General features: G+C 68.6%; 20 protein-coding genes. 6 read left to right on the top strand and 14 right to left on the bottom strand.

Features of this window, described 5'->3' with window-relative positions; genetic code table 11:
* Nucleotides 1-16 precede the first annotated feature (16 nt).
* Nucleotides 17-2545 carry an FtsX-like permease family protein gene (locus tag V6K52_RS16580; protein ID WP_353951221.1) on the top strand — a complete coding sequence of 843 codons (2529 nt, stop codon included), beginning with the start codon at nt 17-19 and terminating at the stop codon, nt 2543-2545.
* A 74-nt stretch (nt 2546-2619) separates the two neighbouring features.
* Here V6K52_RS16580 and V6K52_RS16575 read toward each other — a convergent pair whose 3' ends face one another.
* The gene (locus V6K52_RS16575; RefSeq protein ID WP_353951220.1) at nt 2620-2910 is read right to left on the bottom strand and encodes a WXG100 family type VII secretion target; all 291 of its coding nucleotides are present in this window, start codon (nt 2908-2910) and stop codon (nt 2620-2622) included.
* A gap of 126 nt (nt 2911-3036) precedes the next feature.
* Here V6K52_RS16575 and V6K52_RS16570 point away from each other — a divergent pair, with 126 nt between their 5' ends.
* A complete protein-coding gene (locus tag V6K52_RS16570) occupies nt 3037-3783 on the top strand; it encodes a DUF4031 domain-containing protein (protein ID WP_353951219.1) in 747 nt (248 codons plus the stop codon).
* 135 nt (nt 3784-3918) lie between these two features.
* Nucleotides 3919-4536, top strand: a complete 618-nt coding sequence (locus tag V6K52_RS16565) for a VTT domain-containing protein (protein WP_353951218.1) — start codon at nt 3919-3921, stop codon at nt 4534-4536.
* Nucleotides 4537-4601: 65 nt separating this feature from the next.
* Here V6K52_RS16565 and V6K52_RS16560 read toward each other — a convergent pair whose 3' ends face one another.
* The 6 genes from V6K52_RS16560 to V6K52_RS16535 form a co-directional block, all read right to left on the bottom strand.
* Complete coding sequence (locus tag V6K52_RS16560; RefSeq protein WP_353951217.1) at nt 4602-5675, bottom strand: N-acetylmuramoyl-L-alanine amidase; 1074 nt, start codon at nt 5673-5675, stop codon at nt 4602-4604.
* Between the two features lie 42 nt (nt 5676-5717).
* Complete coding sequence (locus V6K52_RS16555) at nt 5718-6356, bottom strand: hypothetical protein (RefSeq protein WP_353951216.1); 639 nt, start codon at nt 6354-6356, stop codon at nt 5718-5720.
* Between the two features lie 12 nt (nt 6357-6368).
* Nucleotides 6369-8237, bottom strand: a complete 1869-nt coding sequence (locus V6K52_RS16550) for a DUF2339 domain-containing protein (RefSeq protein WP_353951215.1) — start codon at nt 8235-8237, stop codon at nt 6369-6371.
* A gap of 158 nt (nt 8238-8395) precedes the next feature.
* On the bottom strand, nt 8396-9796 hold the full coding sequence (locus V6K52_RS16545) for a trypsin-like peptidase domain-containing protein (RefSeq protein ID WP_353951214.1): 1401 nt from the start codon (nt 9794-9796) through the stop codon (nt 8396-8398).
* A 48-nt stretch (nt 9797-9844) separates the two neighbouring features.
* Nucleotides 9845-11305, bottom strand: a complete 1461-nt coding sequence (locus V6K52_RS16540; RefSeq protein WP_353951213.1) for a HAMP domain-containing sensor histidine kinase — start codon at nt 11303-11305, stop codon at nt 9845-9847.
* A complete protein-coding gene (locus V6K52_RS16535) occupies nt 11305-12018 on the bottom strand; it encodes a response regulator transcription factor (protein WP_353951212.1) in 714 nt (237 codons plus the stop codon). The genes V6K52_RS16540 and V6K52_RS16535 overlap by 1 nt, the downstream gene beginning before the upstream one ends.
* A gap of 105 nt (nt 12019-12123) precedes the next feature.
* Between V6K52_RS16535 and V6K52_RS16530 the strand changes: the two genes are divergently transcribed.
* Nucleotides 12124-13017, top strand: coding sequence for a hypothetical protein (locus V6K52_RS16530; protein WP_353951211.1), 894 nt, complete (start codon nt 12124-12126; stop codon nt 13015-13017).
* A gap of 42 nt (nt 13018-13059) precedes the next feature.
* On the opposite strand, the gene V6K52_RS16525 is transcribed toward V6K52_RS16530, so the two are convergent.
* The 5 genes from V6K52_RS16525 to V6K52_RS16505 all read right to left on the bottom strand — a co-directional run bounded on the left by V6K52_RS16525 (nt 13060) and on the right by V6K52_RS16505 (nt 16898).
* Nucleotides 13060-13383: a type II toxin-antitoxin system PemK/MazF family toxin gene (locus tag V6K52_RS16525; RefSeq protein ID WP_353951210.1), complete on the bottom strand. Its 324-nt coding sequence runs from the start codon at nt 13381-13383 to the stop codon at nt 13060-13062.
* Nucleotides 13380-13619: an antitoxin MazE5 gene (locus tag V6K52_RS16520; protein ID WP_353951209.1), complete on the bottom strand. Its 240-nt coding sequence runs from the start codon at nt 13617-13619 to the stop codon at nt 13380-13382. The genes V6K52_RS16525 and V6K52_RS16520 overlap by 4 nt, the downstream gene beginning before the upstream one ends.
* Nucleotides 13620-13653: 34 nt before the next feature.
* Nucleotides 13654-14280, bottom strand: a complete 627-nt coding sequence (locus V6K52_RS16515; RefSeq protein ID WP_353951208.1) for a hypothetical protein — start codon at nt 14278-14280, stop codon at nt 13654-13656.
* 251 nt (nt 14281-14531) lie between these two features.
* The gene (locus tag V6K52_RS16510; RefSeq protein ID WP_353951207.1) at nt 14532-16169 is read right to left on the bottom strand and encodes a DNA repair helicase XPB; all 1638 of its coding nucleotides are present in this window, start codon (nt 16167-16169) and stop codon (nt 14532-14534) included.
* A 6-nt stretch (nt 16170-16175) separates the two neighbouring features.
* Nucleotides 16176-16898: a hypothetical protein gene (locus V6K52_RS16505; protein WP_353951206.1), complete on the bottom strand. Its 723-nt coding sequence runs from the start codon at nt 16896-16898 to the stop codon at nt 16176-16178.
* A gap of 100 nt (nt 16899-16998) precedes the next feature.
* Between V6K52_RS16505 and V6K52_RS16500 the strand changes: the two genes are divergently transcribed.
* Nucleotides 16999-17934: a hydroxymethylglutaryl-CoA lyase gene (locus V6K52_RS16500; RefSeq protein ID WP_353953794.1), complete on the top strand. Its 936-nt coding sequence runs from the start codon at nt 16999-17001 to the stop codon at nt 17932-17934.
* A 73-nt stretch (nt 17935-18007) separates the two neighbouring features.
* Here the strand turns inward: V6K52_RS16500 and V6K52_RS16495 are convergent, their stop codons facing one another.
* Entirely contained in the window at nt 18008-20293 is a 2286-nt protein-coding gene (locus V6K52_RS16495; protein ID WP_353951205.1) for a helicase-associated domain-containing protein, read from the bottom strand.
* A 54-nt stretch (nt 20294-20347) separates the two neighbouring features.
* Between V6K52_RS16495 and V6K52_RS16490 the strand changes: the two genes are divergently transcribed.
* Nucleotides 20348-21268 carry an aldose 1-epimerase family protein gene (locus V6K52_RS16490; protein ID WP_353951204.1) on the top strand — a complete coding sequence of 307 codons (921 nt, stop codon included), beginning with the start codon at nt 20348-20350 and terminating at the stop codon, nt 21266-21268.
* On the opposite strand, the gene V6K52_RS16485 is transcribed toward V6K52_RS16490, so the two are convergent.
* The gene (locus V6K52_RS16485) at nt 21255-22523 is read right to left on the bottom strand and encodes an MFS transporter (protein ID WP_353951203.1); all 1269 of its coding nucleotides are present in this window, start codon (nt 22521-22523) and stop codon (nt 21255-21257) included. The two genes, V6K52_RS16490 and V6K52_RS16485, sit on opposite strands and share 14 nt — an antisense overlap.
* Between the last annotated feature and the right edge of the window lie 27 nt (nt 22524-22550).

Genomic DNA, 22550 nt, shown 5'->3' with positions numbered 1-22550 from the left:
CAGTTGGAAGAGCCTCATGGCCCGCAAGCTGCGGCTGTTCATGAGCGCCTTCGCGATCATCCTCGGCGTCGCCTTCGTCGCCGGGTCCTTCGTCTTCACCGACACCCTCGGCAAGAGTTTCGACTCGATCATGAACGGCTCGGTCGGTGACGTCGTCGTGCGTCCGGTGGCCGGGGATGCAGACATCGAGCAGCAACCCTCGACCGCAACGCTCCCGGGACCGCTCGTGAAGGAGCTCGCGGGCGTCGAGGGTGCCGCCCGGGTCGACGGCAACATCACGAACTTCGGCACTTTCGTCGTGGGGAAGAACGGCAAGCTCATCGGCGGCTTCGGCCCGCCGGGGCTCGGGCTCAACCACACCGGTGGACCGGCTGCCAAGGGGCTGGAGCCGCTGACGCTCGATGCCGGCCGCTGGCCCAAGGGACCGGCCGAGGTCGTCCTCGACGACAAGACCGCGGACAAGGCGGGCTACCTCATCGGCGAGCAGGTCAACATCGTCAGCTCGGGCACCGAGCCGAGAATCCGGGCCAGGCTCGTCGGCATCGCAACGATGGACGGCGGGCTTGCCGGTGCGAGCCTGTCCATCTTCGACACGGCGCAGGCCCGCTCCCTCTTCATGGAGGGCAAGGACGCCTACACCGACATCTGGGTGACGGCAGCGCCCGGCACCAGCCAGGAGCAGCTGCGCGATGCCGTGGCGCCCAAGCTCCCCGAGGGCGTCGAGGCAGTCACCGGCGACGCGGCCGCCAAGGCAGCCGCCAAGGCAGCCGCGAGTGACATCCAGGAGGCGCTCGGTTTCATCACGACGTTCCTGCTGATCTTTGCCGGGGTGGCGCTGGTCGTCGGCTCCTTCCTCATCGTCAACACGTTCAGCATCCTCGTCGCCCAGCGCTCTCGTGAGCTCGCGCTGTTCCGGGCGTTGGGGTCGACCCGACGTCAGGTGGCGCGATCGGTCCTCTTCGAGGCGATGGTCATCGGGCTCATTGGATCGATCATCGGTCTGGGGCTCGGCATCGTGATCGCCATGGGCATCCGCGTCCTCTTCGGTCGGTTCGGGCTGGACCTCAGCGGGCAGTCGCTCATCATCACCCCGCGCACGGTGGTGGTCTCGCTCGTCGTCGGTCTCCTCGTGACTCTCGTCGCGGCATACCTTCCGGCTCGCAAGGCGGGCAAGGTTCCGCCGGTCGCGGCGATGCGCGATGACGCCGTGCTCGCGGAGAGCGGCATGCGCGGGCGCATCCTCGTGGGTGGTCTGCTCACGATCGTGGGCGCGGCACTCCTCGTCACGGGACTGTTCGTCGATGTTCCACGCCCGACCTACTGGGTCGGCGTCGGCATCCTCGGGGTCGTCCTCGGGGTCGCCCTCATCAGCCCGCTCGTCGGGCGACCGGTCATCGCCGGTATCGGCTGGATCTATCGCCAGGTGTTCGGCGCCGTCGGCCTCATGGCGCAGCAGAACGCGCAACGCAACCCGCGGCGCACAGCGGCCACGGCCTCCGCGCTGATGATCGGCGTGACCCTCGTGTCGATGATGGCGGTCTTCGGAGCCAGCGCGAAGGCGAGCATCGACAAGGCCATCGAGGCTGAGTTCGTGTCCGACTTCGTCGTCTCGAGCGCGGTGGGGATTCCCTTCTCGCCGGCCATCGCGCAGGAGATGCGATCCGTGCCGGGCGTTGCGGATGTGGCGTCCTTCCGGTTCGATCGACCCAAGGTCGACGGCTCCGAGGAGACCGTCATGGCCGGGGAGGCGCGACAGCTCGGATCCGTACTCGGCCTCAGGGTCGTGGAGGGCAACCTCGGGGACCTGAAGGCCGGGTCGTTGGCGGTCTCGACCGACGTCATTGCGGCGGGCACCCAGGCGCTGGGAGACACCGTCACGCTGGTGCGCGGGACGACGACTGTCCCGTTCACCGTGACGAGCGTCTTCGAGAAGTCATCCTTCGTCGGGACCGACTATCTCGTGACGCTGGACAGTCTGAAGTCGTTGGGCTCCGCGCAGACCGACAACTTCGCGTTCGTCGGGATAGAGCCCGGAGCCTCACGGGAGCGGGTCGGAGCTGCGCTCGAGGCCAAGGTCGCCGACCTGCCCATCGTCTCGGTGAAGGATCAGGCCGAGTTCGCGGACGAGCAGCGCAGCCAGATCAACCAGATGCTCTACCTGATCTATGCGCTGCTCGGGCTGGCCGTCATCATCGCGATCCTCGGCATCATCAACACCCTCGCGCTGTCGGTGATCGAGCGCACCCGAGAGATCGGACTGTTGCGGGCCGTGGGCCTGAGTCGCCGTCAGCTCAAGCGGATGCTCCGGCTCGAGTCGATCGTCATCGCTCTGCTCGGCGCCGCGCTGGGCATCGGTCTGGGCGTGGTCTTCGGGATCGCACTGCAGCGCTCACTGAGCGACGACGGCATCGACGTCCTGTCCATCCCGTGGCCGCAGCTCGCGCTCTTCGTCGGCCTGGCAGGTCTGGTCGGGATCCTCGCGGCGTGGTGGCCGGGTTGGCGGGCCTCGAAGCTCGACATCCTCAGGGCCGTCACCGCCGAGTAGGGCGTGAGCAACCGACGGTGGGCGCTACTTCAGGGGAGTCGCGCCCGCCGCCGGGGTCTCGGGATCTCGGGGTCTCAGGCGAACATGCGCATGTTCTGAGCCTCGGTCTCGGCGTACTGCGCACCCGCTGCGGCGAGCACCTGGCCCACGGAGTCGAGCGAGGTCTGGACCTGGCGCTGGGTGCCCTGCCACTGGGTGACGACGCCGTGGAACTGGGTCGCTGCTCCGCCCTTCCATGCGTCCTGCAGGGCCGTGAGCTTGGTCAGCATCTGTGCGACCTGACCTTCGATCTCACTCGAGATGCGGGCGATGTCACCGGAGGCGGCCTGGATGCGCTCGGTGTCGACCTGGAACTGGGCTGCCATGTCTGGTCCCCTTCGTTGGCGTCACACCCGGTGTGTGACCACTGCCCACGACGGTAGGGAGAATCGTGAAATCCGCCGTGAAGTTGTCCACAGGCCCGGGTGCGACGCACGGCATACGATCGCTGGATGCTCCTCATCGACCCGCCCGCGTGGCCGGCTCACGGTCGCCTCTGGTCGCACCTTGTGAGTGACACCTCGTTCGAGGAGCTGCATGCCTTTGCCGCCCGCGCCGGCATCCCGAGGCAGGGCTTCGAGGGGGACCACTACGACATCCCCGAGGAGAGGTATGCCGCGGTCGTCGCTGCGGGTGCCGTCCCCCTTGGCGGGAGAGACCTGTTGAAACGCCTGCGGGACAGCGGACTTCGTATCTCGAAGCGCAAGCACGAGCGCGTCGTGGAGAGCACGCCGGAGGCGCCGTGGCTGCCACCGGGGAGTCGGGCCGACGTCATTGCCTCACGTCAGGACAACCCGCCGCCGAACACCGTCGTCGTGCGCGCGGCCATTCACGCCTCCGGCGGTCTGCTCGTCATCGAGCGCGCCGACGGTCGTGGGCTGGACCTCCCCGGTCGGGCGGTTGGCGAGGGAGAAGGTGTCGAGGAAGCGCTCCGGATGCTCGGCGACACCGTCGGCGTCCCGGTCGGCGGCGCGGCTCTTCTGGGCTACGTGCGCAATGTCGTGCCACACCCCGATGCCGCCTATCCGTGGCCGACCCCGACGGCCTGCTTCGCCGTCTACAGCGTGGCGGCCGATGGCGGCGCGGTGACGACGGGCATCGTGCTGCCCCCTGAGAGCCAAGTCGCCGAGCTGGGGGAGCGACACTGGTGGCCGCTCATCAATCCCCACGCACAGGGTCAGGCGCACGCGCACCCCTAGAGACCCCCGGGCGAGCTCAGGGCCGAGCGGGGGATCCACCCCATGGTCGGTCAACCGCGGCGCTCATAGGCTGGCAGAGACAGGTTGACCGGCGCCTCGCCGGTCTCAACGTCCCTGTCCCAAGGGGAGATTCGCGTGTTTGAGACCATCAACACCCTCATCGAGCAGAACGCCGCGGCGATGTGGGTGCTTCCGGCTCTCTTCCTCCTGGCGACCTTCGATGCTGTCCTGCCGCCGGTGCCGAGTGAGTCCGTCGTCATCACCCTCGCGGCGTTTGGTGTGGCGAGCGGTTCCCCGCACCTGCTCGCCCTCGGCGCCGTGGCCGCGCTGGGTGCCTTCCTCGGCGACAACCTCACCTTCCTCCTGGCGAGGCGGTCTCGTCTTCGAGGGCTGCGCGACAGCCCACGGCCCAAGCTGCGCCAGGCCTTCCTCAGGGGTGAACGTGAGCTCGACCGACGCGGTGGTCTGGCGATTGTCGTCGCGCGATACATCCCGGTGGGGCGGGTCGCCGTCAACGTCACGGCGGGCGCTGGCACGTTCGGGCACAGGCGATTCGTTCTGCTGTCGGGGCTGGCAGCGGTGAGCTGGGCGGCCTACTCAGTGGCGATCGGCGCGCTGGCTGGCCACTGGGTGAAGGACAACCCGCTCCTGGGAGCGATCGGTGGCATCGCGCTGGCTGGGGGCCTGGGCATCATCGTCGACCGTCTGCTGCAACGCTTCTCGGGAGGCGCGGCCGAAGTCAGGTCACCGTGAACGTTCCCGAGGCCTTGTTGTAGGTGACCAGCCCGTGCTCGAAGCGCTGTGTCTCACTGGAGCTTTCATCCCGTGCTGACTCGCAAGGCGTCTGCGCTCGGATAGCCATAGGGCGACGCGGGCCCGCCCACCGCACGGAAGTAGGTGAGGAGCGGACCGGTGACGGCGTGCGCGCCCTCGGCGTACTTGTAGTACACCGCCCCCTGGGTGAAGTCCTGGACGTAGCCCGCGCTCGTCGGCATGCTCATCTCCGTCCGCGGGAAGCCGAGATCGCCGGTGGGGCCGCCTCGTGAGAGCCAGTAGGTGCGGGGCGCGCCGTTGGTGCGGCGGGTGCCGATGTTCGGTGCCCACGTCAGGGTGAAGCCACCGACGGTGTCGATTCGCTGCCCCCCACCCACGGGGATACTGCTGCTCACCGGCCTTCCCCAGCTGGCCGGGCCGCCAAGATCCTCGTAATAGGTGCTGAATACATCGCTCAATTCGTGCATCGCGCCGCCTGCGACACAGGCTGCCGCCATTGAAGATCGTGCGGTAGCCGATCGGCGACATGGCCCCTCCACGTGAGACGGTGCCGAGCCGTCCGCTGGCGCCACCGGGTGCGACCCACCGCTTGTAGATCGTGCTCGTGGTGTGGTCCTGTGGGCGGCCGTGGCGGTGCGCAGAGACGCCTGGCGCGTCCACAGGTGGTTTCCCGGGCAGGCCGTCGTGTTGACGTCACGATGGCCGATGATCGTCGGCAGACTCACGCTCGTGCCTTCGGGGTCACGCGACCCACTGTCCGCGCTCACCAAGGTGGTGCGATCAGCAGCCCCGACATAGAACATGCGAAGCCGCCAGGCCATCGCTGTGGAGACAGCGTCAAGAGCGGCCGCGGTCGGGGTGGCGCTGTCGTGGCTGCCGAGAACCGAGACGCCAAAGGTGTCGGTGTTGAACCCGAGAGCGTGGGCGCCGGTCACCGGACGGTCGAGGCGCCCGTAGCGACCCTCGAAGATCTGCCCGTACTTGTCGACCAAGCATGTGGTAGCCGATGTCGCACCAACCCAAACTGTTGGTGTGGTAGGCGTACACGCCCCGCACGATGGCCGCCGACTGGGACGCTGTGTAGGTGTTCGTTCCGGCCGTGTGGTGCAACACGGCACCCTTGGTGGTCTGCGAATGGGAGGGTGAGCAGTTGCGGAGGCTCAGCCCAGTCGGCTCAGCTCACGCCTGAGGTTGGAGCGAGCGGCAGACTCCCATTCGCGGCGGGCATGTGCCGTGCGATAGACCGCCTCGCGATCAAAGAACGGGGCCAGGATCGCAGCGCGGGCTTGGGCGTATGCCTCGTCGGGCACGGCGGCATACTCCCTCCGGACGTCTGCGCAGTAGTCGTCGAACCGTTCCACCGGTGCGGCAAGGATCCACAGGTCAGCGTCATGGAACACCGCCTGCGGGCCGCGAGTTTCGTGGACGTCGTGCACCTCAGAAGCCTCTATCAGGGCAACGACCGCGCCGACCACGTCGATCCCGATGCCATTGGCGGACAACGCTGTTCGCGCAAGCTCGGCGCTGCGACGTTCGTTCTCGGCTGCTGTCGTGATGTCGTAGATGGCGTCGTGGAACCACGCGGCAAACACCACGCTGGCCCACTCGATGGCGCCGTCGATGGCACCGTCGCGCAGCTCGGCCAGTGCATCGACGACTTCATCGAGATGACGCAGGTCGTGATAGCCGCGATGCGCCTCGGACCACCGCCCCAGCACGTCGTCACGAACGGAGACGAGGCCGTGCGCGTCACCCCTGACGGCCCGCACGGCCTCGTCCCACACCTCGTCCCGCAGCATGCGGGCAGTCTGTCAGGCGGCCGCCGTCGGCGGTCGCGTCCGGTCCAGAGCCTTGGCGTATGCCGTCCCGCTGGCGAGGAGAAGAAGTCCGGTGACGATGAACGCCACCACCCGCCACACCCCGTCGAGGGTGGCGAGGTCGAAGAGGAACAGCTTTGCGACGCTGACGGCCGCGAGGCCGAGTCCCAGCCGCAGGGACAGCGCCCTGTGCGCCTCCGACTGCAGGCCTCGCACGAGCAACCAGGCGGAGGTGAGCATCCACAGCACGGTGGCGAGCGCATGACCGGCGAGGAAGCCAGCAGACGTGGCCCCGAACGCGTCGCCCACGAGCAGGCCGATGGAGATCACGGCCACCGCCGACGTGGCGAGCCCTGCGATCAGTGCCGCGATGCGGGCGAGCCGGCGGATGCGGGCCGGGATGCCGCGCACGACATCTACGCCCCAGGCGCCGAGGGCCGCGATGCCGCCGGCCAAGAGACTGTCGAGGAGGGCGGTCGTGGCGTCGTGGTCGCGGGCCATGCCCAGCTCGAAGTACGCCGTCGGATGGGTGAGGTAGGCGATCGACGCGACAACAGCGGTCCCTGAGGCAACCCACAGCGTGACGCGAGAACGCGTCGTGATGGCCGCTGCGGCATACCCGAGAGCTGTGATGAGAATGCCCGTGACCACCCAGCGCTCAGGCGCCCCGCTCATCACGGCGAAGAGGGCAGAGACACCCGAGATCGCACCGATGGTCGTGGCAAGCGGCGTGGGAACCGGGCCGATGGGGGAGCGCGACGTCACGGCCAGCGCCACCGCGAAGGTGACTGCCATGAGGGCGTATCCCGTGGTGCGCAACGTCTCGCCGTGCACGCCGAAGGCGACGAGGAGCGCGATGGTGGCTGCTGCCACCGTGGCGCTGCCGACGAGGTCCTGACGGTGGTGCCGCCCAGCCGAGACCGCACCGACGAGAGCGAGGCCGGTCAGCACGGCAGCGGCGCCGATCGCGATCTTGGACGGAGCGCCATCACCTTCGGCCACCGCGATGCCCAGCAGGACCAGGCCACTTGCAGGGATGGTGCGGGCCACGGCCAGCATCGGCCACCCGCGGTCGCCGCGAGCGAGCAAGGCTGCGGCGGAGAGGACGACAACGAAGAGGGACACCTCGTTGCCCAGCTCCTCGGTCACCGCGGGCGCAAGGAGGGTGGCGCCGAGGACCGTGAGGACCGCGAGGAGCTGGCTGTCCCAACGGCGGGCCAGGAGCAGTCCGGTGACGGCCACGACGGCAGCAATCGCCAGGCCCGCCACCTGCGGAACCCAGCCATAGACGGTGGTGACGGCGACGACGTCGAGGTAGCCCGCGGCATACCCCGTGGCCGCAAGGGCGACCGGAGCGGCACTGAAGCGATCACGCGACGCCTCGCGAGCCCGGACGACGTGGCCCGCCACGACGAGAGCGACCGCGAGCAGGACGCCGAGCCCCACGCGCAGCTCCGGAACGAACCAGCCCTGTTGCATCGCCAGAGCGAGCAGCATCGCGATGCCGACGAGGGTGACGACGGCGCCGGCCACCGCGAGGATGCGAGTGACCGCGCCTTCGCGCTGCCACCACGACGGGACAGGAGGCTGCATCGGCACGCGCGGGGGAGCCTGCGCCGGTGCGGGAGGCGCAGTCCGAGCAGGCCCTGCGGCCATCGCAGGGCTGGCGATGGGAGTGCTGGCGACAGGTGTGATGGCGATGGGCGAGGTCGCGGCCGTCGCAGCCGGAGCCGCCCGCGTCACGTCGTCCATCTCAAGGGAAGCGCGCATCCGGGCGAGCCCGTTGCCCACGGCATACATCCGGTTCATCGCGTCGGCGAACTCACCCTCGAGGCGCCGCACGTCCTGCAGCTGATTGGTCATGGTTACAGGGTGGAACGACAAGTACCCCGACTCCATGAGTCGGGGTACTCACCGGATCACTCAGATCGGGCGGGTGCGCTGAGTGGTCGGTTGTGGGGTCCGTCCCTGTTCGGACCCACCGTCGCTTGCTGTTGAGGTCAGTTGGTGGTCACTCGTGGTCAGCCCGTCGGAACGGTGGCGAGGGTCGCGGAGAGCTCTTGGCTCTTGTTGTCGCGCAGCACCGTGAGCTTCACGGTGTCGCCGACGGCGTATTCGCGGATGTGGGCAACGAGCGACTCCGCCGACTCGACGCCTTCGCCGTTCACCGCGGTGACGACGTCGCCGACCTTGAGCCCTGCCTTGGCGGCCGGAGTGTCGGGCGAGACGGTCTTGATCTCGGCTCCGGCGCGGGTGGCGTTGCCGTCGGAGGCAGAGCCGTCGACCGGTGCGACACCGAGGTAGGCGTGCACAGCCTTGCCGTCCTTGATGAGCTGATCGGCGATGGACGCGGCCTCATTGGCGGGGATGGCAAAACCGATGCCGATGTTGCCGCTCGACCCGCTCGAGGATCCGAGGGACGCGATCGAGGAGTTGATCCCGACGAGCTGCCCGTTGGCGTTGACGAGCGCACCGCCACTGTTGCCGGGGTTGATTGCGGCCGAGGTCTGGATGGCGTTGGTGACCACGGGTTCGCTGCTCGACTGCTGCTGCTGAGGCTGCTGGTTGCCGAAGGGATTCTGACCCTGCGGCTGCTGCTCCTGTGCGGCGTCGGTCGTGACCGGACGGTTGAGGGCACTCACGATGCCGGTCGTCACGGTGCCCGCAAGTCCGAGCGGGTTGCCGACGGCCATGACCGGATCGCCGACCTTGAGGGCGTCTGAGTCACCGATCGAGATGGGCTCGAGGTCTTTGGGTGCACTCTCGATCGTCACTACAGCGAGGTCAGTGGACGGGTCGGTGCCCTGGATCTTGGCCTTGAAAGCCCGGCCGTCCGAGAGAGTGACGGTGAGCTCCTCGGCGCCGGCGACGACGTGGTTGTTGGTGAGCACGTGACCGGAGTCGTCGATGATGACGCCCGAGCCCTCCCCGCTGTCGGTCTTGATCGCGACGACGCTGGGTGAGACCGCGGCGGCCGTGGCGGTCCAATTCGGTGCCTGCGAGTCGGTCTGCGAGACGGGTGCGGTCGATGCGCCGCGACCCAGACTGGAGGAGGAAGCCGCGGAGGAGGGGTTCTGCGAATCCTGCGACCCCAGCTGGGTCGCGGCGTACGTGCCGCCCGATGCGAGGGCGGCAGTGAGTGCAGCCACCGCAAAGAGTTCCCCCACCCGACGCCGCTGGCGAGGCTGCGGTTCAGGGTTCTGCGGGGCTGCCCCGGGGACCGGAGGCGGGGGGAACACCGGCCCGGCGGGTTCGTGGGCGCCGTACCACGTGGTCGGCGCGTCGTGGCCGGGCTGCGACGAAGGAGCCGTCAGAGCGGCATGCTGCGGGAGCGCCTGGGTCACTGCTCCGTCCTGGTGAGCCGGGGTGTCGGGGGTGGTGCTGGTCGACGGTCCGGTCTGTCCTGGTTCGTTGCTGCTCATCTGCGTCTCCTTCGTCGGGCTGGCACTAGACACTCAAGCGCCTCCACATCAAGAGCCGCTGGACCTGGCCTGTGAGGGGCCTGTGGGTATGCGCACGACGAACGTTGCGCCTCCTCCAGGGGTCTCCTGGACGCCGACCCGACCGTGGTGTGCGGCCACGATGGCCGCGACGATGGCGAGCCCGAGACCGTTGCCGCCACCGGCGCTGCGACCACGCGAGGGGTCGGCGCGATAGAACCGCTCGAACACGCGATGCGCTGTGCCAGAAGGGATTCCGTCACCGTGGTCGCGCACCTCGACGACACCGTCGGTGCTGTCCATGCCGACGGCCAGTTCGATCGGGGTTCCCTGCGGGGTATGCCGGACGGCGTTGGCAACGAGGTTCGTCACCACCTGCCGGAGTCTCGACTCGGACCCCCAGACCACGGTCGGGTCGAGCGGCCCGCCCAGGCCGGTGAGGGTGATCCGCCGACCACCGGCGCGCACGCGGGCATCGGACGTGGCGTCGGCGGCGAGGACGGTGAGGTCGACCTCGCCCATCGCGGTCGTGGGTTCCTCGTCGAGCCGCGCCAGGGTGAGGAGGTCCTCGACGAGTCCGCTCATCCGAGTGGACTCGGACTCGATGCGCTCCATCGCTGCGCGGGTGTCGTCGGTGCTCGAAAGGGCGCCCTGCCGGTGCAGCTCGGCGTAGCCGCGGACCGTCGCCAGGGGAGTGCGGAGCTCATGGCTGGCGTCGGCGACGAACTGCCGCATGCGGTCCTCCGATGCTTCCCGCACCGCGAAGGACGTCTCGATCTGGGCGAGCATCGCGTTGAGGCTGCGCGACAGCGACGTCACCTCGTCCTCGGCAGCCCGCATCGGGATGCGCTTGGTCAGGTCGCCGCCAGCGATGGCAGCGGCCGTGTCCTCGATCTGGTTGAGGGGACGGAAAGCCCGGCGGACGGCATACCAGCCGAGCAGTGCCGAACCGGCGAGAACGAAAGCACTGAGCGCACCCGTCGTCACGAGAAGCCGCGTCACCGTGTGCTTCACCGAGCGAAGCGGGACACCGACCGCAAAGGTCCCCCTGTTCTCGTCGACCGTGCCAGCGATGAAGCGCCATGACATCTCGCCATCGATGGACTTCACCGTGAAGGGGCGACTTGTCGTCACCCGGAGGTCGTTCAGGGCGAGGCGCGGCACGGCCGGGTGCTGGCTCTCGCCGGTCGGGTTGACCGTCGTCGCCTCCCCATTGACGGGGAAGAGGACGAAGGCGTAGTTGGTGGGCGTCGCGTCCACGTCTCGCTTGCGGAGCTCATCGATCGCTTGGCTGGCCACGGGCGCGGCCACGCTGCGCAGCTCCTCGTCGATCCGTCCCATGAGGTCGCGCTGCATGAGGTAGGCCGTGGCGAGGTTCGAGAAGAGCAGCGCGGCCGTGAGGACGAGCAGCACGATCGTGACAAGCCGCACGCGCAAGGGCATTGCCTCGAGGCGGCGCACGACCGCCTGAGTGCCGGGGGTGCTGGCCATCAGCCCTGCGGGGGAAGGCGAAGCACGTAGCCGACACCGCGCTTGGTGTGGATCAGCGCAGGCTGGCCCTCGGTGTCGATCTTGCGACGGAGGTAGGAGATGTAGGACTCGACGATGCCGCTCTCGCCGCGGAAGTCGTACTCCCACACGTGATCGAGGATCTGCGCCTTCGACAACACGCGGTTGGGGTTGAGCATGAGGTAGCGCAGGAGCTTGAACTCGGTCGGGCTCGTCTCGATGACCCGACCGGCGCGGCGCACCTCGTGGCTGTCCTCGTCGAGTTCGAGGTCCTCGAAGTGCAGGGCCGAGCTGTCGTCGAGGTCCCCGCGGGTGCGTCGCAAGACAGCGCGGATGCGGGCGACGACCTCTTCGAGGCTGAACGGCTTGGTGACGTAGTCGTCTCCGCCGACGGTGAGGCCCGTGATCTTGTCATCGACCGAGTCACGCGCGGTGACGAAGACGATGGGGAGACGGCGTCCGGACTCACGCAGCTTGCGGGTCACGGCGAAGCCGTCCATGTCGGGCAGCATCACGTCGAGAACGCACAGGTCCGGGTGGTGCTGGTCGGCGAGCTTGACGGCCTCGCCGCCGGTGGCAGCCGTGACGACCTCGAAGCCGGCGAAACGCAGCGAGGTCGCGAGGAGCTCACGGATGTTGGGCTCGTCCTCGACGACGAGCAGTGTGGCCTCGGGGGTCGCGTTGGGTGCAGTCACTCGCTCAGTGTCGCCCCAGAATCTGGGAGTTCGCTGGATGTATGCCGTGTGCTTGCCTCCGCAATGCCCCACCTGTTGCGTTGGGTTCGCCCTAGGCTCGGCGTTGTGAACCCGGGGGAGCGAGACACGGCCGAGCAGGCGCGAGCGCTGAATCAGATCGCCGGTCGCCTTGCCTCGAGCCTGGGACTCCTCGCCGCGATCGCCCTCGTCTGGTATGTCTCCGGCATCCCGCCAGCCTTCCTTTCGGGCAATGTTCGGTGGGCCATCGGGTTGTGGCTGCTCGTGGGCTTGCTAGGCCTCGTCACCTTTTTCGTCACCCGCGCCAGCGCGCGGCAAGCCGACATTGAGCGCGGCCGACGACGGTGGCCACTGCTCCAGCCGACATGGTTGTGGAGCATTGCGACCGTGGGATGGATCGCCGTGTTGGTGGGGCTGACGTTCGTCATCGACACTCGTGTGCCTGCATTGATCCTCGGGGACAGTCCCATGCAGGCCTCTGCGGAGTCGGTGAGTTTCGTCGACGCGGACAGTCGAGGCGACGTTGATCGCTCCAAGGTGCGGTTCGAGGTGGACGGGCACACCGTAGATGCCTGGCTCGTGGACCCCCATAACTCCCTGAGAGAGACTCCCGTCGTCGTCTACGACCCCGCCGATCCGCAACGGGTCATGGCCCTGGACGCGTGGAGGTCAGCTCGATCCACGCTCGAGTTGCTTCCTGCGGCCGTGGGGCTGTGGCTGGCTCTGATGATCGCGCCCTTCGGTGTGGCTCGCCTGAGGTCCTGGAGGCTTGGTTCACTTCGGCCGGGGAAGCCGATCGCACGGGTCACTCGTCCCCGTCGGGGCAAGTTGCTCACCGTCGAATGGAGTGATGGCCGGTCTACGACCTACTTCGAGGTCCTTGGTCTGGGCGACGCCATCCAGGCCCGGATCAACGCAGACGGAGAACCCGGCGTCACGTTGCCGCCCGGCACGACAGTGAAGGCTGATCACGATCAGTGACGCGGTGAGGCCGGCGAGACCCGGACTCGTCGAGCGGTGCGATCAGGCGCAGTCGACGGCAATTCCCAATGCCCGGCACATCTCCTGCATGCGCATGTCACTGAGGCGACCGAGCCGTTCAACCAGCAGGGCGACGGACACCGACTCGACTGAGTCCAGGTTCGCAACGCATGGGCGCGGGACAGGGTCGTTCTCCGGCGTCAGCACCACCTCGCTGGGGAGGTCTCGAACGGTCGTGGTGCAGGGTGCGACCAACGCACGTCGCAAGCCGTGGACCGCGGCCGATCGAGACAGGAGCACGACCGGACGACGGGGGAATTGCGGTGTCTCGCACCACCAGACCTCACCGCGGGCGGGGAGGCTCATCGGGAGCTGACCGCCGAGCGCCAGCTCGCCAAGTCGCCCCATTCGTCGGGCTGATCGATAGGGGTGCGCGAGTAGGCCTCGGCGTAGCTCGCATCGACTTCCGCGCTGCGGTGGGATCGCAGGAGGGCCTCCAACGCGGCTTCCAGCACAGAACTGTCGCGCGCCTCGGGCATGGTGCGCCTGGCCGCGCTGAGGAGCTGTTCGTCGACCGTGGTGCTGACTCGCGTCCGTGCCATGCCACAATCATGCCACAGTTGTGGCATGATTCGGCTAGCGGGACTGGAGGGCGTCGAGGGCCACCGACATGGCTGCGCCGATGCGCCAGTCGATCGGCTGCTGTCCGTCAATGACCGGGAGTTCGACCTCGTAGACGTCACGCAGCGCCGGCTTCTTCATGCTGCTCAGGACGACCTGGCCGTCAGGCAGGGTGAAGTCGAAGTGGAAGAGGAACGGCACCGGGATGTCGCCGATGATCGGGATGAGGCCCCAGACGCGGCGCAGGATGGCAATGCCCTGGTTGCGCTCCTGGCCGAGAGAGACCCGTCCGTCGGCAGTGGTGAGGTGCCACGTCGAACGCAGCAGTGACTTCCCGAAGTCCTTGCGGAACTGGCCGATCGAGGCCCCGGTCGCATCGGTGATGTCGTAGGTCGCGCCAAGGTCCATGCGCGTGCGGGCCTTGAACCCGAACACCGGCTGACTCTTGCCCGAGTCGGCAAAGAAGGTGACCTGCTCCTTGAACGCCATCCGCTTCTGCTCGGCGAAGGCCCAGAGCCCGACCTCGGTGCCATCCGGGCCCACCCCGTGGACCTCGTAGCGGTTGACCATCATCGTGAGCTTCTGCCGCACCCGGAAGCGGGTGGGCTGTGCGGTCGAGTTCTCCTGCGGCGGCTGCGTCATTGCGCCACTCTCACACACGCGCAACCTCGGCGTATGCCGGGTGCCCACCTTCCAGGGTCACCCTCCGGGTCCGCTCCGGGTCATCCCTGCCTTCGACATGTCCACTTCTTGGCGAGCGACCACGCAGAGGTGATCGCCTCGCCAAGAACTGGTTATCTCACGGGGGCGGACTGTTTGCTTTTCGTCTGACTGCATGGCCTGTGACCAAGGCGTCTGCCACCCCTTGGGTGCTGATCGGAGTCAGACCAAGTTCAGGTGAGGTCGTCGGCGTCGACGATGCGGTAGGCGTAGCCCTGCTCGGCGAGGAACCGCTGGCGGTGGGCGGCGAAGTCGGCGTCGACGGTGTCCCGTGCGACGACGGTGTAGAAGTGCGCCGTCCGACCGTCGCCCTTGGGCCGCAGGACGCGACCAAGTCGCTGGGCCTCTTCCTGGCGCGACCCGAAGGTCCCTGACACCTGGATGGCGACGCTGGCCTCGGGCAGGTCGATCGAGAAGTTGGCGACCTTCGAGACGACGAGCAGGCTGATCTCGCCGTCGCGGAACGCGCTGTAGAGCCGCTGTCGCTCGGTCACCGTGGTCGCCCCCGTGATGACCTCGGCACCCAATCGGGTGGAGAGCTCGTCGAGCTGGTCGAGGTACTGGCCGATGACGAGTGTCGGTTCGCCTCGGTGCTTCTCGACGAGCTTCTCGACGACAGGGAGCTTCGCATCCGAGCAGGAGGCGAGGCGGTAGCGGTCCTCGGCTTCAGCGACGGCATACGCCATGCGCTGTCCGTCAGGCAGCGTGACTCGCACTTCGACGCAGTCGGCCGGCGCGATGTAGCCCTGCGCCTCGATGTCCTTCCACGGGGCGTCGAAACGCTTCGGGCCAATGAGGGAGAAGACGTCGGACTCGAGCCCGTCCTCGCGCACCAGCGTTGCGGTGAGCCCCAATCGGCGTCGGGCCTGGAGGTCCGCAGTCATCCGGAAGATCGGCGCCGGGAGCAGGTGCACCTCGTCATAGACGACGAGCCCCCAGTCGCGGGCGTCAAGCAGGTCGAGGTGCGTGTAGACGCCCTTGCGACGAGTGGTGAGCACCTGGTAGGTCGCGATCGTGACGGGGCGGATCTCCTTGCGGGCACCGGAGTACTCGCCGATCTCTTCCTCGGTGAGGCTCGTGCGGCGGATCAGCTCGTCCTTCCACTGACGCGCCGAGACCGTGTTGGTGACGAGGATGAGGGTCGTCGCCGACGCCTTGGCCATCGCGCCCGCGCCCACAAGGGTCTTGCCTGCACCACAGGGGAGCACGATGACGCCCGAGCCGCCGTCCCAGAAGCCGTCAACCGCCTGCTCCTGGTAGGGGCGCATGGTCCAGCCGTCGCTCTGGTCGAGGGTGATCTTGTGCGCTTCGCCGTCGACGTAGCCTGCCTCGTCCTCGGCCGGCCACCCCACCTTGAGCAGCTCCTGCTTGAGGTGGCCGCGCTCGCTCGGGTGCACGACGACCGTGTCCTCGTCGATGCGTTCGCCGATGAGGGGCTTGATTCGCTTGTGCCGCAACACTTCGGTGAGCACGGCGCGGTCGGTGGTGCGCAGGACGAGACGATCGCCGTCCTTGGTGAGCGTCAGGCGGCCGTAGCGCGCCATCGTGTCGGCGACATCGACGAGCAGGGCATGCGGCACGGGGTAGCGACTGTGCGTGACCAGTGCATCGACGACCTGCTCCGCATCGTGGCCGGCCGCGCGTGCGTTCCACAGCCCCAGAGGAGTGATGCGATAGGTGTGGATGTGCTCCGGCGCTCGCTCCAGCTCAGCGAAAGGTGCGATGGCGCGCCGTGCCTCCGCCGACTTGGGGTGGTCGACCTCGAGCAGGAGGGTCTTGTCGCTCTGGACAATCAGTGCGCCGTCAGTCACGCGACCTCAGTAGGTGTAGTCGGAGTCGGAGCTGTAGCCGCCGCCGTCCAGCGCCCCGGATGCACCGAGGGCAATGAAGATGGCGATGCCGATGATGCTGAGGACGATGCTCGCCGCGAAGACGACCCAGCCCCACTTCGCCATCTTGCGGGCACCTTCAGGGTCATCCGCGTTCTTGGTGAGCCCCATGATGCCGAGGATGAGGGAACCGATCATGAAGACCTGGCAGCACAGCACGAGCCCGATTCCCGACAGAATCGTGAGGACGAGAGCGCTGGTGTTCTGGGGCGGCGCCGCACCGTAGGCGGGCGGGGCCTGCCACTGACCAGGAGCGTTGTATGCCGGGTAGCCACCTTGCGGTGCCGACCCGCCGGTCGCGGCGTAGGGGTCGTAGGCCGGCTGTTGCGCGGCGTAGGGATCTCCTGCGGGTGGCGGCGTCGCGGCATACGGGTTCGTCGGCTGCGCGCTCGAGCCGGCGTAGGGATTGCTGTCGCTACGCGGCGATTGGTAGGGCGCGTCGTAGTTGGGCGAGTAGGGCGCATCCACAGCAGGGGGTGGCGGAACCTGAGTGCCCTGCGGGATCTGCTCGGTCGGCGAGGTCTGCGGTGCGTCAGTGGCTCCGGGCGGGGACGGCGCCGGGTCCTGGGACCCCGACGGTGCGGTCCAGTCCGGGCTGGCCGTCGGATCCGTGAATTCCCCGGAACGCGGGTCCTTGTCGTTCTCGCTCATGGCCTCAAGGTATCCCGCCCAGCGGGGGGTCGGTGGCCCGGTCCGCCCTTCTGGCCCTGCTGACTGGGACGTCGGTCCCGTGTCAGGATCAGGCATGAGCATGCGCACGCCGCAGGTCGAGGCGGATCCGACCCTTCCGCCCGAGATCACGATCTATGAGGTCGGGGCGCGTGACGGTTTGCAGAACGAGAAGGCGATCGTGCCGGCTGAGGTCAAGGCCGAGTTCATCCGCCGCCTCGGCGCTGCAGGGCTCGCGACAGTGGAGACCACATCGTTCGTCAACCCCCAGTGGGTGCCTCAACTCGCTGACGCGAGCGAAGTGCTGGACCTCCTCGGTGATGAGGGTCGGGGCCCGAAGCGCCCCGTACTCGTCCCCAACGAACGTGGTCTCGACCGCGCCCTCGAGGCTGGAGTCGGTGCGATCGCGATCTTCGGGAGCGCGACGGAGACGTTCGCGCGCAAGAACCTCAACCGCACCGTCGACGAGTCGATCGAGATGTTCCGTCCGGTCGTCACCCGGGCTCGGGACGCGGGGCTGTGGGTCCGGGGCTACGTCTCGATGTGCTTCGGAGATCCGTGGGAGGGTCCGGTTCCGGTCGAGCAGGTCGTCGACGTGTGTGAGCGCCTCATGGACCTGGGGTGTGATCAGCTGTCGCTCGGTGACACGATCGGGGTCGCGACCTCAGGTCATGTTTCGCGGTTGTTGGATGCCTTGGCGGACAGGGGTATTGGCGTCGAGCGCACCGGAGTGCACTTCCATGACACCTACGGTCAGGCCCTGAGCAACACCCTCGTCGCCCTGCGCCACGGTGTGACCGTCGTCGACTCGAGCGCAGGCGGTCTCGGTGGGTGTCCCTATGCCGAGAGCGCCACGGGCAACCTCGCCACCGAGGACCTCGTGTGGGCCATGGAGGGTGCCGGGGTGCGCACCGGCGTCGACCTCGAGTCGCTCTTGGAGACGAGTGCCTGGATGGCGCAGCAGCTCGGGCGTCCCTCACCCTCCGCCGTGGTCCGCGCCCTCACCACCCCTTCTTGACCCCCGACTTATTGCGCAATCCGTCGTCCCTCGCTGCGCTCCTCCCGACGGATTGCGCAATAAGTCGGTCTCCTCAGTCGGCGACGACGCCGGTGATGCGGTGGATCGAGAGGGTGCGCGTCACGCCTTCGCTGACGCCAGAGACCCGGCCGCCGTCGATCCGCTCCGGATAGAAGAGCACACGCTGGGTGCGACCGATGCCGTCGGAGTAGCCCAACCACACTGCTCGTCCGTCAGCGATGGCCTCGCGGAGCACGGCCATCGAGGTCGTCGGGTCGTTGGCGGGGATGGCGGGTCCGGCGCGGCCGTCCATCGTTACGCTGGCGCGGGTGCTCGCCTCAGATTCAGCCGCGCGCAGGCCCGCGACGAGTGAGTCGAGCTGCGCGAGGTCCATGGCCTGGACGAGTGCTGGGTCGACGGCCCGTTGACGCACGGCACGACGCACCGGACGCGTCGGCACGGTCACCGTGCCCGAGGGGGACTCGGTCACGGGCGCGAAACCTTCTTCGCGGAGCATCTCGAGCACGACCTCGGGGCCGACCGGCGACGTGAGCACGGTCGGGGCGATGCGGCGCAGCTGCAGGGCGGCGAGTTTGCGGTTGGCGAGCATGACGTCGAGCCCGCCCTCGTCCTCGCTGCGGATGACGGCGCTCACGCCGCGCACGCGGATCGTGCCGTGGCGGCGCGCGACGTCGCGCACGAGGTACTCGAGGGGTTGTGGCACGGGGGTGCTGCTGGCATCACGCAGTCCGGCGAGGATGTCCTCGCCCGTCCAGCCGGTGTCGAGACAACGGCGGACCGAGTCTTCGCTGAAGCGGTGCACCGTGGCGCCGCCGCGCGACTCGACGTCGGCGACGAGTCGAAGGAAGGCTGCGAGAGATCCCGTGACCGGCCCCGGAGCGATGGCGGTGAGGTCTGCCTGCAGGAGGACGGCATCGACGGGCGCGGGCAGGTGCGGGTGGATCGAGTCGGCGACAGCCTTGATGTCGCCGTCACTGGCGAGCAGGGCGCGTCCGCCGACGCTGAGAGCTCCGTGGCCGGTCACGCCGAGCCAGGATGCCTCGCGCAGGACGGCGTCGACGACCTCGTTGAGGGTGCGGGGGACCCGTCGTGGCCGACGCCACCGCACGGCCTCGGCGATGTCGGTGGCGATGGGTGCGATGCCCTGGTCAACAGCGGCCAGGAGGTCGAGCACGCCGCGACGGAGGGTGCGGATGGGCGGCCATTGCCCGTCGGCTCCGAGCGCGTTGATGACGGCCGAGGTGTCGGTGCGACTGCCGACCCGGTGCGGTGCCCGAGTCGTGGTCAGCCACGCGAGCGCCAGCCGGGCCCAGCGCTCGCCACCGGGTTCGGTCTGCCAGATGTCGTACTCAGCGGTCGGCACCCAGTGCGGGTCGACTTCGCCGTCGTCGGCGACGAGGTCGGCGATGAGGGCAAGCTCCACGAGGTATGCCGTGTGCTCGGCTGACGTGTCGAGCTGGGCTGCTGCGGCCTTGAGGTCGCGCACCGCGAGCCCACCGGTGCGCAGGACGCGCGGGGGCGTCTGCGACCACGAGTCGAGCAGTTCGTCGAGCAGGGCCAGCACCTCGCTGGCGGAGGCGCCGGCCGCGGCGTCGACCTGGTCGACCTGGCGTTCGGCGCCCGGCACCTGCGGGGGCTCGAGCTGAGGGTTGCGGTGCACGCGACCCTCTCGCAGCACCAGCGCGACCTCGCGAGGCAGGGCGATCTGGTCGGCGGCCACGGCGCGGACGAGACCGTGGGCGAGCAGCCAGCGGGGTCCGTCGTCGGCGGGGCCGCGACGCCCGGGGGCATCTGCGGCGGGCACGATCCCGACCGACGGGCCCCAGGTCAGTCGATCGAGGATGGCGCGGGCTCGCGGCGGCGCGAGGGCGATCTCGGCGCGAAGCGCCTCGTCGTCGGGTGCGGCTGGCCCGGGCAGGTCATCGGCCGGGAGCCCAAGCCCGGCAACACCCTCGCCGAGGACATCGGCGGCGGTGCGGGTGACGACGAGGCCGTGGGGTGCGCGCCAGACGAGCGCGAGGCGCCACAGGTCGTCGACGAGGGTTGTGACCCGGTCCAGGTCGGCATCGTCGAGCAGCCGGGCGAGAGCCTCGGCGGTGACGGCGTCCGACACCACGGCTGCGGCCTCGAGGGCGTGCAGGTGTGCGGCGTCGAGGCCGTCGACAGCCCTGGTGGTGCTGGCGCGTGTCGAGCTGCGAGAGGCGAGAGCAGTGAGGTCACTCGGTGCGGGCCGGGCGAGGTCGGGGCGGGCCGCGAGCAGGGCGGCGAGCTCCTCGTCGGATCGTCCCCTGATGTCATCAGCGAGGGAACGGATCGGGGTAGAAGACTCGGGCAGCACTGCCCTACCGTACGTCCCGCACGGCTCCCCAGGTCCCGCGTAGATTCGTCAGCCATGAGCTCACACGAGACCGCACCCACCGGCGAGCAGTGGCGGCTCACGGCCGGCGCCGACGAAATCACCGTCGTCGAGGTCGGAGGCGGACTCCGCACCTGGACTCGTGACGGAGTGGACATCCTCGCGGGGTACGAGAGCGATGGCCCCTGCACGAGCGCGCGCGGCCAGCAGCTCATCCCGTGGCCGAACAGGATCCGCGACGGCCGCTACACCTTTGGCGGCGTGGAGCGTCAGCTGGCGCTCACCGAGGTCGACCTCGGCAACGCGAGCCACGGCCTCGTCCGCTGGGCCCCGTGGCGGCTCGTGGAGCGCACTGACACCTCGATCACGGTGGGTCACCGACTCTTCCCGTTGCCGGGATGGGAATGGCACCTCGAGTCGACCACGACGTATGCCGTGGCGCCCGACGGTCTGACCGTCACGACCTGCGTGACGAACGTCGGAGAGGGCACGGCGCCATTCGGTTATGGCGCCCACCCCTACATCGCCATCGGTGACACTCCCGTGGGCGACGTCGAGATCACGGTGCCGGCCGCGAACTACATCGAGGTCGACGAGCGCCTCCTCCCGATCCGGACGAGCCCTGTGGAGGGCGAGGTCACCGACCTCCGTGAGCGGAAGGCGATCGGGACGCATCGCGTGAACACGGCATACACGGATCTTGACGTCGTTGACGGGCGCTGGACCGTCACCATCGCAACGCCCGGCCGCCCGGTCGTCGACGTGTGGGCCGACGCCCTGTCGCTCCCGTGGGCGCAGGTCTTCTCGGGCAAGGCAGAGGCCGACCAGGCCGGCGAGCACGGCATCGCGGTCGAGCCGATGAGCTGCCCGGCCGATGCCTTCAACTCGGGCGACTCGCTGCTCGAGCTCGCGCCGGGTCAGACGTGGCAGGGGACATGGGGCATCAGCCCGAGGTGACGCCGTTCTCGAGCGGGGTGAGTTGCCGCTCCAGGGAGAAGATCGCCACGGCCATGACCACGAGCCCGGCCAGCATCGCGGTGATGAACACTCCCGAGAGGTCGTGCTCGAGCAACAGCCCCGACACGATCGGGCCCAGGATCGCACCACCCTGGAAGGCCCCGGCATTCACCGCGTTGGCCCGACCCCGGATGTGATCGTCGGCCATGTCGTTGGTGATGGCGGGGATCGCGATCTGCATGAAGATCTCGCCGAAGCCGAAGACCGCCATGAACCCCACGACGGCGACCATGGCGCCGAGCGAGGAGGGGCTGATGCCGGCCGCCGACAGGATGATCCACGAGGCGATCCACACGGCGACCATGACGAGCAGGACGCGCGTGCGGCGTCGACCCGTGACGTACTTGAGGACGGTGAACTGCATCGCGACGATGACGAGGGTGTTGATGGCGAACGCCAGTCCGATGGTGCGGGTCGACACCTCGCCGACCTGACGTGAGAACGCCGGGAACCCCGACTCGATCTGTCCGTAGCCGATGAAGGTGCAGAGGAACGTGACGAAGGTCAGCCACAGCACGGGTGGGCGGCGCAGCAGGCTGAGGTAGCCGACTGTCGGCGCCCCCTCGGGTCGCTTCGCCCGACCGTGCACGTGACGCAGCGGGCCCATCAGGAGGCCGATCGGGACAAGCATGCTGAGCGCGTCGGCGAGGAAGATGTAGGTGAACGTCATCGGCTCGTTGACATCGACGAAGAGTCCGCCGACAACTCCACCGAGGCCGATGCCGAGGTTGACGAGGGCGAAGTTGACCCCGAAGTACTGCTGGCGCAGAGGCCCGGACACCACCGATGCGATGAGCGCGTTGAACGCCGGCCACGAGACACCGAAGTTGAATCCGAGCAGCACGAAGCCGACGACGAACATCGGCACCGTTGTGGCGAAGGCCAGGACCGTGCACCCGACGAGCTGGGCTGTCGTGCCGGCGATGAGCATGCGGCGCGCGCCGATGCGGTCGGTGAGGGAGCCGCCGGGACCGGTGACGACGAGCGCGACGACGGCGATGAGGGCGAGCAGGGTGCCGGCGGTCCCGAGGCCGATGCCGCGCACCTCGTTGATGTAGATGACGGTGAAGGGCAGTGTCAGACCGCGTCCGAGCGTCTGGATCGCGACCGTCGAGAGCAACCAACGGCCGGGGGTCGGCAGGTCCGCCCAGAACTGTCGCAGGCTCACTTTGGGTCGATCGGTCGTCGCACTCACCGGAGAACTCTCGCAGGGACGACCGAC

The organism is Knoellia sp. S7-12, assembly GCF_040518285.1.
Classification (GTDB): Bacteria; Actinomycetota; Actinomycetes; order Actinomycetales; family Dermatophilaceae; genus Knoellia.
Note: the sequence above shows the minus strand (reverse complement) of the source record. Positions and strands in the feature narration are given on the sequence as shown.